Raw genomic sequence first — 11,017 nt, forward strand, 5'->3', positions numbered from 1 at the left:
GCTCGGTGACCAAGCCGCGCCACCAGGGCGGCGGCCCGGTCGTGCTCAGTTGGCGGCGAACGGGTGGGCAGCGCCACCCTTCTTGGCCACCACTTCAGCGGCGGTCGGGGTGCCGGCAACGGCACGCTTGATCGATTCCTTGACCGCAGCGTAGTTGTAGTCCTGGATCTTCTTGTCGTCTTCGGCCAGCCAGTGGATGAAGACGCCGACCGAGATGAACAGGTTGTCGGCTTCGTCGGCGGGGATGGTGCCGTCCTCGACGCAGTCGGCCACCGCCATGGCGACGCCGCGCTGGGCCGGGCCGAACATCTGGACGGCCTGCTTGGCGCCCTTGATGGTGACCTTGTTGAACATCACGGTTGCCGGCTTGCACAGCAGGTTCGGAGCCACCACCGCCAGCAGCGAGGTGAAGCCGTCCTTGTTGTTGGTCAGGCAGTTGGCGAACGCGGTTTCGGCAGCGCTGCCACGCGGGCCGATGATGAGGTCGATGTGAGCCACCTCATTGCCATCGCCCACGAGCGATTCACCCACCAGCATGCGATCGATCTTGGCCATATTGTCAGTCTCCTGTGCAGTACCTGTGTTGACGACGCCGGGGCTCATCCGCCGGCGCTCGCAACAGAGAATCACGTTCCATGCCACTTCGGCACGGGGGGCTGTCGGGGCTATCCCTAGGGTGCCTCTCGGCGCTCGATCAGGCCGTCCAGAAACAGCGTGGCCACGGTGAGATCGGCGCTGGTGCCGGGGTTGATGCCCTGCTGCTTGAGCGTCGCATCCCAGGCGCGCCAGGCCGGATCGGCGTCCAGGGCGTGCCCTGAGATGGGGCGCTGCAGCCAATGGGCGGCGTCGTTCATGACACTCTGTGCCACGGCCGCACCGTGCTTGCGGACAATATGTGCATCGGGCGCCGAGGCCAGCCAGGCCAGGAAGACACGTTGCACGGCCTCGGCGGCAGCGTCCTCGCGCGGGCCCTGGGGCGCCCAGGGACCCAGGGCCGCCGTGCCCAGCGCGCCCAGGCCCACACTGAACAGCTCGGCAAAGCCGTCGCGGTACTGGCGGGCGATGCGGTCGCGCCCGGCGGCCAGGCTCATCGCGGCGCGCAGGTCCAGCGTGGGCTCCTGGTGCACGTCCTCGTCGTCAGCGCGGCCCAGGCCGCCCGGGTTGGCCTGGCGGATGGCGCGGTAGGCAGCGGCGCTGTCCTGCGGGGTCAGATCGGCCAGCACCGCGCCCAGGGCCAGTTGCAGGGCGGTGCGGTCGACCGGCGTCAAGCCCAGACGCCAGCGCGCCGCGGCCAGCGGCACGCACAAGAGCACAATGCCCAGGTTGGTATTGCAGCCCACGCGGACCCAGGTGGCGGCCACCGCGGCTTCGATGCCCTCGCCCACCACCCCGGCCAGGTGGGCGATGGCGGGTGCCGCCGCGTCGGCGCTGTCCAGGAACTGCGTGGCCGTCATGCGGTGGCCGGCGCTGGCATGGCTGACGTTGCCGGGCTTGGTGGCGGCCACGTCCCAGGCGCAGGCCCGGCGCCAGGCCGCCTCGATCCGGGCGCTGGATGTCATGCGCGGCGCGCCGCGCAGCGCTCGGCGCAGCGCCGCTCCAGCAGGTCGTCCACCAGCGCCTGGGCGATGGAAAAGCCGGTCACCCGCTGCAGGCCCTGCCAGGCGGCGATGCCGTTGACTTCGAGCACGGTCAGGCCGCGCTGGGTGGGCAGGATGTCGACACCGGCATAGTCCAGGCCCAGCGCCGCCGAGGCGCGCTCGGCCAGCGTGGCCAGCTCGGGCGTCAAGGCCGCCGCCACCGGCCGCGCGCCCTGCTTGATGTTGTGGATCCAGTGGCCACTGACGCGCTGCATGGCCGCCCGCGCCTGGCCGCCGATCACCAGCACGCGCCAGTCAAAGCCGGGCTCGGACAGCGGCGGCACCCAGCGCTGCAGGTAGGCCAGACCGTTGTACGGTGGCCCGGCCAGCGCCGGCAGTGGCTCGAAGCGGCCATTGACCTGCCCCACCCGCACCAGGCCCCGCCCCTGCGAACCGAACAGCGGCTTGAGGACCAGCGCCTGCCCGGCCGCCGCCTCTCGGGCCACGGTGCGACGGGCCACGGCCTCGCTTTCCGAGGTCCAGGTGGGCGGCGTCGGCAGGCCCGCCGCGTGCAGCAGCAGCGTGGTCATGGCCTTGTCCACCGTGCGCTCGATCGCCCGCGCGTCGTTGTAGACCGGCACGCCCAGCTCGCGCAGCGCATGCAGCACGCCCAGGCGCTGGGTGACCTGCTCAAAGCTGCCGCCGGCGATGCCGCGCACGATGACGGCATCGGGCAGTGCGCGCTCGAAGCCGGGCAGGCGCAGACCATGGCGCGCGCGGCTGGTGTCGATGCCGCAGTCCGCCAGGTCCAGGCAGCGGCCCTGGGCGCCGCGTGCGCGCAGCGCCGCCTGCAGCTGGCGGGTGTGCCAGCCGATCTCGTCGGTCATGATGGCGACGCGCAGGCTCATGCTCAGGCGGCCTCGCGCCAGCCCTGCAGCAGCACCGGCATGTCCAGCCGGCCGGCCTCGAAGCTGCGGCCGCTGGGCAGGTGCTGCACCACCACCGCGGCGGGCGCGAACAGCGCAGGGTCGATCTTGTAGAAATCAAAGCCGGCGGCCGAGAAGATGTCGGCAAAGGGCTTGCCGTAGTCGCGCGAGGTGCCCGAGGGCAGGCGCTGCGCCAGCGAGCGCGCGGCCTCGACCTCACCGTTGACCGACAGCGTCACCAGGCCGCCGTAGAGGATGGCGTCGTTGGTGCGGCCCATGGCCTGGGCACCATCGGCGGTGGGCGACGGCAGTGGCGCGCTGGCCGCGCCATCCACCACGTCGCCCAGCGCAAAGCCCAGCTCATGCGCCTTGTGCAGCGCCACCTCCAGCACGCGGGCCACCACCTGGGTGGTGCCGGCGCGGCTGCTGGTGGGGGTGAGCACGATGGTCAGCGCCTCGGGCGCCAGGCCGGTGTCGCGCAGCACCTTGTCGATCACCACGCGCGGCGGCGCCCGATCGACCTCCAGCACCAGCACGCCGCTGCCGGCGGCGTCGCGCCAACCCAGCTCGTCGAACAGCTTTTCCTTGGCCGCCAGCGCGCGTGCCGGGCCGGAGCCCAGGGCGAAGAACTTCTTGCCACCGGTCTCCTCCTTGCTGGCGGCCAGGCTCCAGCCGGCGTACTGGCTGCCCAGGCAGGCCAGCACCGGCTGCGGGCTGCTGACCTGCAGCCAGTTGGCCCAGCCATGGCGCCCGTCGGTGAGCAGCGAGACCTCGCCCAGGCCGCCCATGCAGATGCGGCCGATCAGCAGCCCGGCGGCGATGCTGCCGGGCGCATCGATGCCGGCGTCGACAAGGCAGGTGCCGCGCTCGTCGCGGGTCCAGCACACGCCCAGGCGCTCGGCGTCCTGCAGCAACTGGGCCACCAGAGGTTGGGCCAGATCATTGGGGCTGGGCCAGGCACGGTGACTGGGCGTGACATTCATGCGGGGATCTCCAGGGTCGAGGCCAGTGCGGCGCAGCGGGCGTCGAGCCGGCGGCGCAACGCCGTCTCGTCGTCGGCCTCGGCACTGACGGTACACAGGGGGGCGCCGGCCGGCAAGCGCATCGCGGCCGACGGGCGGTCATGGACATCGCTCTGGCGCGCCCACAGCGCCACCGTGGCAAGGTCCAGCTGCACCGCATGCGGCCGGCGCAGCAGCTGCAGCCCGCGCAGGCGTGGCGGTCGCCAGGCGGCCACCTGGGCCGGCTCAGGCAGGCGGCCATGCAGGCAGGCCTGCAGGTGGGCACGCACCAGGCCGCCCTGCGCCGCATACAGGCCGGCACTGGCCGGCCAGCGGGGGTTGACCTCGAGGATCCAGGCGTTCTCCTCGTCCCAGATGAAGTCGACGCCCACCACGCCGCGCAGGTCGAAGGCCGCCGCCAGGCGCTCGGCCACGCCTTGCAGCAGGCTGCCAGCGCGGCCAGGCAGGCCCACCGGCCCGAGGACGCCGCCATAGGCGAAGGGCTGGCCCGCCTGCGGCTGGTGCCACTGGCGGTTCAGGCCCAGCACGCAGGCCCGGCCAGGCGCGGCGCACAGCAGGGTCATCGACATCGGCGCCCCATCCTGCCAGCGCTGCCAGTACCAGGGCGCGGGCGCCTCGTCGGCGGCCGCCGACTCGGCCGGCTGCACATGTTCACCGCCGCGGCTGCCACCGCGCTTGCGCAGCCAGCCCAGGGCGGTATCGGGGCGCTCGAAGGCCACCGCCGGGTGGGCGATGCCCCAGGCGTCCAGGCGCTCGAAAAACGTCCGCGGATCGGCCAGTCGGCGCCAACCCTCGGCCGGCGTGCCCAGCAGCGGGCACAGCGCGCTGCCGGCCTCCAGCAGGTCGGCGCGGTCCTCGAAGCCGCTGCCGGGCCACCAGCCGGCCAGTTCATCGCGGCGCCGTGCCAGCAGGCCCAGCAGACGCTCGCCGTCGATCTGCGGCCGCGCCGGGTCACCCAGCGGGCGCCAGGCTTCGGCGGCCTCGCAGGTGTCGGCGTCACCGAACAGGTCCAGCGCCAGCACGCGCAGGCCGTCGCGCCGGGCCGCCTGCGCCGCGGCCCGCACCGACAGGCCCGCCAGGGCCAGCGGACCGCGCACCGTCATGCCTGGCGCAACAGGGCCCGAGCAGCCTCGAAGGCCTCGGCGTAGCCCAGCACCAGCGGCTCGGTGGCCTCGTTCATCGAGCGCAACAGCCGCTGCTGGGTCTGGTACTTGACGTTGCCAATGGCCAAGGCGCCCAGGCCGCGCGCGGCGGTGCCCGCCACCGGCGTGCCCTTGTCCATCACGCCCACGCCGGCAATGCCCTCGGGCGGCACGGCGTTGACGTCGGCCGCCACCTTCAGCCGCGTGGCCACGGCAAGGTCCTCGGCCGAGACCACCTGCACGCCGGCCGCAGCGGTGGCCAGGATCACATCGGCGTCGGCGATCGAGCGACGCACCGCGTCGCGATCGCCGCCCGAGATGCCGTGCAGCGTCACGCCAAAGCGCTGGCCGGTTTGCTGCGCGGCCTCCTCGGCCACGTCGATGCCGTTGCGGCTGGACAGCGCCACGTGGGCTCCAGCCATGGCTGCCATCACCCCCGCGATGCGGCCCACAGGGCCGGTGCCACCCAGCACCACCACGCGCTGGCCGCTCAGGCCACCGGCACCCATGGCCACCAGTTCGGCCTCGACCGAGGCGACCATGGCCGCAGCGGTGGTGTAGGCACCACTGGGATCGGCCATCAAGGACACGGCAAAGGGCGGCACCATGGCCTTCTTGGCCCGGTCCAGCATGTCGGCGGCCAGCACGGCGTCGCGGCCACCGATGAAGATGCCGGTGCGCGCCAGCCCCTTGGGGCTGCGCGAGAAGATCGCGTCCTGGGTCAGGCCGCGCACCGCATCGAGCGTGACATCGGTGTACGGCGCCAGCACCTGGTAGCCGGCATCGGCGGCCATGTTGACGTCAAAGGGGCTCATCTGGCGGCCCGGGGTGAACATGTGCAGGATGTAGGGACGTTCCATGGCAGGACAGGGCGCTCGCGGGCGCCAGGGTAGTCAGGACAATCGGGTCAGTGCAGGCGCCAGGGCGCCTGCTCGGTCTGTTGCCAGCGCCACAGGCTCTCGGCGCTGGGGCGGCTGGGCGCGCGCTGGGCAGCCTCGGTGCTGTCGGTGACCCGGGCCCCGTGGTCGCGCGGCCGCACCATCACCAATTGCAGTCCCTGCGCCAGGGCCCCGGCGGCGCGGGCGGCAGCGATCAAGGCCTGGCCGTGCTCAGGACGGCTCACGAAGGCAAAGGACGTGGGGCCCCAGGAGCTCTGGCCCACGCCCACCGGCTCGCTGGTGAAGGCCGGGGCATGGGCGTCAAGCCAGCGCATCAGGCGGCCGATCGCCGGGCGGGTGTAGGCCTCGCCATCCTGGGCCGGCGCGAAATGATCGCCAACGATCTGCTGGATGCGACCCACGCCCATTGCAAAGGCCAGGAAGTCACCCTGGGTGGCGCCGGGCAGCACGCGCATCAGCGTCTGGTGGCAGATCTCGGCGGCCGCGGTGGTGGGCAGCGGCGCCAGGCGGGCCAGCGCGGCGCGCTCCTCGGCCCCGGACAGGCCGCGCGCGCCGGGCTCAATCGCCAGCAGCACACGCCACTGCGGTGGCAGCGCCACGCGCGCCAGCACGGGGGCCGGCTGGCCATCGGCGCCGGGGCCGCCGTCGAGCAGCAGGCCACCCTGGTCGAAGCCACCGATGCCGATGCCCGAGCGCAGCCCGCGACCCAGGCCATGGGCCAGTGTGGCGGTGGACAAGCTCAGTTGGTGCCAGCGCGCAAATGCCCGGCCCACCGCCAGCGCCAGCTGGGTGCCTGAGCCGAAACCGGCGTGGGCGGGCAACACGCGGGCCAGGTGCAGGTGCAGCGGCGCCGGCTGGCCGGTGCGCAGCTTCAGCGCGGCCAGGTGCGCCTCGGCGCGCGGCAGCTCGGCCTGCGCCTCGGGGGTGTCGGCACTGAAGACATCGGTGGCGCCGGGTGCGGCGCGCAGCTCCACCCGCGTCACCCAGTCGTCCAGCACCAGACCCAGGCTGCCGAATCGGCGGCCCAGCGTGGCGGATGGATCGAGGAAGCCCAGGTGCAGGCGCCCGGGTGCGTCGACGCTGACGAGGCGGGGCATGGCGGGGTGGGCGGGCGCGGTCATGCCACGCTTGTAAGCAAAGGGTGTTCCCATGGCCACAGGGATCTCCCGCAGTGGCCTTCCACGCCCGGCGCACACCCACCGCCGGAGCCCCGGCTGGCCAGGCCGGGCCGCCTGGGGCCTGACCCGCCGCGGGGACAGACTGTCACGCCGTGCGGCGGGCCCGCCAGGCGCCCAGCAGGGCCAGGCCGCCGGGGATGAAGATCATCGCCCAGATGATCTTGTCCAGGTTCTCCTTCACCCAGGGCAGGTGGCCAAAGAAGTAGCCCGCGCTGGTCACGCCCACCACCCACAGCGTGCCGCCGGTGACATCGTAAAAGGTGAAGCGGCTGCGCGTCATCTGCGCCACGCCGGCCACGAAAGGCGCGAAGGTGCGCAAGAAGGGCATGAAGCGGGCGATCACGATCGTGATGCCGCCATAGCGCTCGTAGAACGCATGGGCCTGGTCGAAGGCGCGGCGGTTGAAGAAGCGCGAGTTCTCCCATTGGAAGACCTTGGGCCCCAGCGCCCGCCCGATCGTGTAGTTGCTCTGGTTGCCGGCCACCGCCGCCACCAGCATCAGCGGCACCGCCCACTGGTACTGCATCAGGCCCACGCCGCACAGCGCACCCACCACGAACAGCAGCGAATCGCCCGGCAGAAAGGGCATCACCACCACGCCGGTCTCGACAAAGATGATCAGGAACAGCAGCGCATACACCCAGGCGCCGTACTGGGCGACAAAGTTGGCGAGGTGAACGTCGACATGCAGGATGAAGTCGAACAGCAGGGCAAGCAGATCCATGCGGCGCATTATCGCCAGGGACCCCGTACGAACCCTGATGCCTCAAACGGCTGCCGTTACCGACACTGCCGCGGCACGCCACTGTCCTGGCGCGCACCCACCAAGGAACACCGCGCATGTGGCGACGACGGGAGGCGGCCCTGGCCGCGTTGGCGGCGGCCTGGCCCGCCTGGAGCCGGGCTGGCGAGGCCGGCGTGAGTGATCGCGAGATCCTGATCGGCCAGAGCGCCGTGCTCAGCGGTCCGCTGGGCCTGTCGCTGCAGATGTTCAATGCCGGTGCCGCGCTGGCCCTGGCCGATGCCAATGCACGCGGTGGCGTGGGCGGGCGGCAGGTGCGGCTGGTCTCGCTGGACGATGAGCTCAAGCCCGAGCTGGCCCAGCGCAACTACCGCGCGCTGCTGCAGGACCCCGGCGTGTTCGCCTTCTTCGGTGGCGTGGGTTCGGGCACCATCGCCGCGGTCACGCCGCTGCTGCGCGAGACCGGCGTGCCGCTGGTGGGCAATTTCGCGGTGGCCGACGGCGTGCGCCAGAAGGCCCGCGGCGCGGCCTACTTCGTGCGCGCTGGCTACGGGCGCGAGGCCGAGAAACTGGTGCAGCATCTCAGCACGCTGGGCGTCGAGCGCCTGGCCGTGGCCCACCTGGACAACCCGGGTGGCGTCGAGGTGCTGGCCCTGCTGCAGCAGGCGCTGAAGAAGCGCGGCGGCAAGGACCTGCTGGGCGGCGTGGCGGTGGGCAATGACGGCAGCAAGCTGACCCAGGCCGTCGACACGCTGGCCGCGCTGGACCCGCAGGCGGTGGTGATGTTCCTGTCGGGCCCGCCGGTGGCCCAGCTGATGGAGGGGCTGTGGACCAAGGGCCGCAGCCCCAGCTTCTACGGTCTGTCCACGGTGGCCGGCGAGAAGGTGGCTGCCGCGCTGGGCGCCAGACTGCGCGGCCTGGCGATCTGCCAGACCGTGCCTTATCCCTGGAGCGGTGCCGACCCCACGGCGCGCCAGTTCCAGCAGCTGTGCGAAGCCGCCAAGACCCCCGTCAGCTACACCAGCTACGAGGGCTACCTGAATGGCCTGGTGCTGCTGGAAGCGCTGCGCCGCTGCGGCAAGGAGCCCACCCGCGCCGGCCTGCATGCGGTGATGCGCGGCTTCAAGGGCCGCATTGGCGGGCTGGACCTGGACTTCAGCGACGACGCCACCGGCTCGCGCTTCGTCGAGCTGGTGCAGGTCAATGCCCAGGGGAAGTTCCTGCGCTGAGAGCGCTTCCTACAATCCGGCGATGACCGACACCGCCGCCCCGCCCCGCCGACCGATCCGCGAACTGCCCGACGAGCTCGTCAGCCAGATCGCTGCCGGCGAGGTGGTGGAGCGGCCCGCCTCGGTGGTGCGCGAGCTGGTGGACAACGCGCTGGACGCCGGTGCCAGCCAGGTCACGGTGCGCCTGGTGGCCGGCGGCATCCGCGCCATCGTGGTGGAGGACGACGGCTGCGGCATCCCGCCCGAGGAACTGCCGCTGGCGCTGCGCCGCCACGCCACCAGCAAGATCCGCACGCTCGAAGAGCTGGAAGGCGTGTCGACGATGGGTTTTCGCGGCGAGGCGCTGGCGGCGATCGCCTCGGTCTCGGACACCGCCATCGTCAGCCGCCCGGCCGACGCCGCCCATGCCCAGCGCCTGGACGCCCGCAGCGGCGAGCTGGCGCCGGCCGCGCGCGCCCAGGGCACCAGCATCGAGGTGCGCGAGCTGTTCTTCAGCACGCCCGCGCGGCGCAAGTTCCTGAAGAGCGAGTCCACCGAGCTGGCCCATGCGGTGGAGGCGGTGCGCCGCCACGCCCTGGCGCGGCCCGACGTGGGCTTTGCGGTCTGGCACGAGGGCAAGCTGGTCGAGCAGTGGAAGCGCGGCAGCCACGAGCAGCGCTTTGCCGACATCCTGGGCGAGGACTTCCTGGCCCAGAGCCGCGCGCTGGACGTGACCGCCGGCCCGATGCGCCTGATCGGCCGCATCGGCCTGCCTGAGGCCGCCCGCGCCCGTGCCGACCAGCAGTTCTGCTACGTCAATGGCCGCTTCGTGAAAGACAAGCTGGTCCAGCACGCGCTGCGCAGCGCCTACGAGGACGTGCTGCACGGCCAGCGCCAACCGGTCTACGTGCTGTTCATCGACATCGACCCGACCCGGGTGGATGTCAACGTGCACCCCACCAAGATCGAGGTGCGTTTCCGGGACTCGGGCGAGGTCTATGCTGCAGTGCGCCGTGCGGTGACGCAGGCCCTGGCGGCGCCCGGGGGCGCGGCCCCCATCGTGGCCACGCCGGTGCCGATCGCCGCGCCCGAGAGCCCGGCGGCGGGCAGCGGCTTTCGCTTCGCCGGCCTGCCGCCCACCGCGCAGCAGTCGCGCCTCACGCTGGCCGACCTGGGCACGCTCTACGCGACCGAGCCGCGGGCGACGCTGCCCATGCAGGCGCCCCCCAACCGCCTGCTGGCCGCCGAGCCGCCGGTGGCGGTGGCCGAGCCCGACTGGCCGCTGGGCCGTGCGCTGGGCCAACTGGCCGGCGTCTACATCCTGGCCGAGAACGCCCAGGGGCTGGTGGTGGTCGACATGCACGCGGCGCACGAGCGCGTCGTCTACGAGCGCCTGAAGGCGGCTGCCGACCAGGCCGCGCTGGCCGCGCAACCGCTGCTGATCCCGGCCACCTTTGCCGCCACGCCCACCGAGGTGGCCACCGCCGAGGCGCGGGCCGACGAGCTGCAGGCCCTGGGCCTGGACCTCAGCGCCCTGGGCCCGGGCCGACTGGCGGTGCGCAGCCGACCGGCCGCGCTGCCGGACGCCGACCCGGTCGAGCTGGCCCGCTCGGTGCTGCGCGAACTCACCGAACTGGCCGAGGCGGATGCCGGCCACCTGCTCACCCGCGCCCGCGACGAGCTGCTGGCCACCATGGCCTGCCATGGCGCGGTGCGCGCCAACCGCCGCCTGACGCTCGAGGAGATGAACGCCCTGCTGCGCCAGATGGAGGCCACTGAGCGCGCCGACCAGTGCAACCACGGCCGACCGACCTGGCGCCAGGTGTCGATGAAAGAGCTCGACGCCCTGTTCCTGCGCGGGCGCTGAGACAATAGCGGATTGGGCCCGCTGCGGCCCCGCCCTGACGAAAGTTCCCGATGCGTTCCGAACGCGACATCCAGCGCAAGCCCCGCCGCGCTGCCGCCAGCCCGGCGCCCTCCCCTGATGCCCCCGCCCCCGCCGAGCCGACCGTGGTGGTCAATGCGGCCGTCAAGGTCAGCTATGCCCCGCGCAGCGAGGCGCCGCCGCGCTTCGATGATCGGCGGCCTCCGCGGCGCGATGACCGGCCACCGCGGCCGGATGACCGGCGGGCCGCGCCGCGGGACGATCGTCGCGATGACCGGCGCGACGGCCCGCGACCTGAGCGCCGCGACGGCCCCCGCGCCGACGCGCGTCCGCCCCGCCGCGATGAACGCCGTGATGAGCGCACCGGCGACCGCCCAGGCCGCCCGCCCAATCCGCGCCCGCCGCGCGACGCCGCCCCGGCCTGGCGCGACGAGCCCC

10 protein-coding genes and 1 pseudogene are annotated in these 11,017 nt (G+C 72.8%); 3 read left to right on the plus strand and 8 right to left on the minus strand.

Features of this window, described 5'->3' with window-relative positions; translation table 11 throughout:
* Positions 1–45: 45 nt before the first annotated feature.
* The 8 genes from fae to KAK06_RS17210 all read right to left on the minus strand — a co-directional run bounded on the left by fae (position 46) and on the right by KAK06_RS17210 (position 7,468).
* The gene (gene fae, locus KAK06_RS17175) at positions 46–555 is read right to left on the minus strand and encodes a formaldehyde-activating enzyme (protein WP_210803365.1); all 510 of its coding nucleotides are present in this window, start codon (positions 553–555) and stop codon (positions 46–48) included.
* Positions 556–671: 116 nt separating this feature from the next.
* Positions 672–1,559 (minus strand): triphosphoribosyl-dephospho-CoA synthase, encoded by an 888-nt coding sequence (locus KAK06_RS17180; protein WP_210803366.1) that lies wholly within the window; start codon positions 1,557–1,559, stop codon positions 672–674.
* Positions 1,556–2,485 (minus strand): ATP-grasp domain-containing protein, encoded by a 930-nt coding sequence (locus KAK06_RS17185; protein WP_210803367.1) that lies wholly within the window; start codon positions 2,483–2,485, stop codon positions 1,556–1,558. Before KAK06_RS17185 ends, KAK06_RS17180 begins: the two co-directional genes overlap by 4 nt.
* A 2-nt stretch (positions 2,486–2,487) precedes the next feature.
* Positions 2,488–3,486, minus strand: a complete 999-nt coding sequence (gene mch, locus KAK06_RS17190; RefSeq protein WP_210803368.1) for a methenyltetrahydromethanopterin cyclohydrolase — start codon at positions 3,484–3,486, stop codon at positions 2,488–2,490.
* The gene (locus tag KAK06_RS17195) at positions 3,483–4,628 is read right to left on the minus strand and encodes an ATP-grasp domain-containing protein (RefSeq protein WP_210803369.1); all 1,146 of its coding nucleotides are present in this window, start codon (positions 4,626–4,628) and stop codon (positions 3,483–3,485) included. Before KAK06_RS17195 ends, mch begins: the two co-directional genes overlap by 4 nt.
* Positions 4,625–5,527: an NAD(P)-dependent methylenetetrahydromethanopterin dehydrogenase gene (locus KAK06_RS17200; protein WP_210803370.1), complete on the minus strand. Its 903-nt coding sequence runs from the start codon at positions 5,525–5,527 to the stop codon at positions 4,625–4,627. Before KAK06_RS17200 ends, KAK06_RS17195 begins: the two co-directional genes overlap by 4 nt.
* 47 nt (positions 5,528–5,574) lie before the next feature.
* On the minus strand, positions 5,575–6,687 hold the full coding sequence (locus KAK06_RS17205) for a beta-ribofuranosylaminobenzene 5'-phosphate synthase family protein (protein ID WP_210803371.1): 1,113 nt from the start codon (positions 6,685–6,687) through the stop codon (positions 5,575–5,577).
* A gap of 142 nt (positions 6,688–6,829) precedes the next feature.
* Positions 6,830–7,468 carry a DedA family protein gene (locus tag KAK06_RS17210; RefSeq protein ID WP_210803372.1) on the minus strand — a complete coding sequence of 213 codons (639 nt, stop codon included), beginning with the start codon at positions 7,466–7,468 and terminating at the stop codon, positions 6,830–6,832.
* Between the two features lie 116 nt (positions 7,469–7,584).
* Between KAK06_RS17210 and KAK06_RS17215 the strand changes: the two genes are divergently transcribed.
* The 3 genes and pseudogenes from KAK06_RS17215 to KAK06_RS17225 all read left to right on the plus strand — a co-directional run.
* Entirely contained in the window at positions 7,585–8,715 is a 1,131-nt protein-coding gene (locus KAK06_RS17215; protein ID WP_210803373.1) for an ABC transporter substrate-binding protein, read from the plus strand.
* A gap of 22 nt (positions 8,716–8,737) precedes the next feature.
* The gene (gene mutL, locus KAK06_RS17220) at positions 8,738–10,561 is read left to right on the plus strand and encodes a DNA mismatch repair endonuclease MutL (protein ID WP_210803374.1); all 1,824 of its coding nucleotides are present in this window, start codon (positions 8,738–8,740) and stop codon (positions 10,559–10,561) included.
* A gap of 50 nt (positions 10,562–10,611) precedes the next feature.
* Positions 10,612–11,017, plus strand: a pseudogene (locus KAK06_RS17225) (hypothetical protein); the annotation flags it as partial.

It is taken from the genome of Ideonella aquatica (assembly GCF_018069755.1).
Lineage (GTDB): Bacteria > Pseudomonadota > Gammaproteobacteria > Burkholderiales > Burkholderiaceae_C > Ideonella > Ideonella aquatica.

Excerpts from the sequence above, each read along its gene's own strand:
- KAK06_RS17205 (WP_210803371.1), bottom strand. The coding sequence starts at position 6,687 with ATGACCGCGCCCGCCCACCCCGCCATGCCCCGCCTCGTCAGCGTCGAC.
- KAK06_RS17210 (WP_210803372.1), bottom strand. The coding sequence starts at position 7,468 with ATGGATCTGCTTGCCCTGCTGTTCGACTTCATCCTGCATGTCGACGTT.
- KAK06_RS17180 (WP_210803366.1), bottom strand. The coding sequence starts at position 1,559 with ATGACATCCAGCGCCCGGATCGAGGCGGCCTGGCGCCGGGCCTGCGCC.
- mch (WP_210803368.1), bottom strand. The coding sequence starts at position 3,486 with ATGAATGTCACGCCCAGTCACCGTGCCTGGCCCAGCCCCAATGATCTG.
- KAK06_RS17195 (WP_210803369.1), bottom strand. The coding sequence starts at position 4,628 with ATGACGGTGCGCGGTCCGCTGGCCCTGGCGGGCCTGTCGGTGCGGGCC.
- KAK06_RS17215 (WP_210803373.1), top strand. The coding sequence starts at position 7,585 with ATGTGGCGACGACGGGAGGCGGCCCTGGCCGCGTTGGCGGCGGCCTGG.
- mutL (WP_210803374.1), top strand. The coding sequence starts at position 8,738 with ATGACCGACACCGCCGCCCCGCCCCGCCGACCGATCCGCGAACTGCCC.
- KAK06_RS17200 (WP_210803370.1), bottom strand. The coding sequence starts at position 5,527 with ATGGAACGTCCCTACATCCTGCACATGTTCACCCCGGGCCGCCAGATG.
- KAK06_RS17185 (WP_210803367.1), bottom strand. The coding sequence starts at position 2,485 with ATGAGCCTGCGCGTCGCCATCATGACCGACGAGATCGGCTGGCACACC.
- fae (WP_210803365.1), bottom strand. The coding sequence starts at position 555 with ATGGCCAAGATCGATCGCATGCTGGTGGGTGAATCGCTCGTGGGCGAT.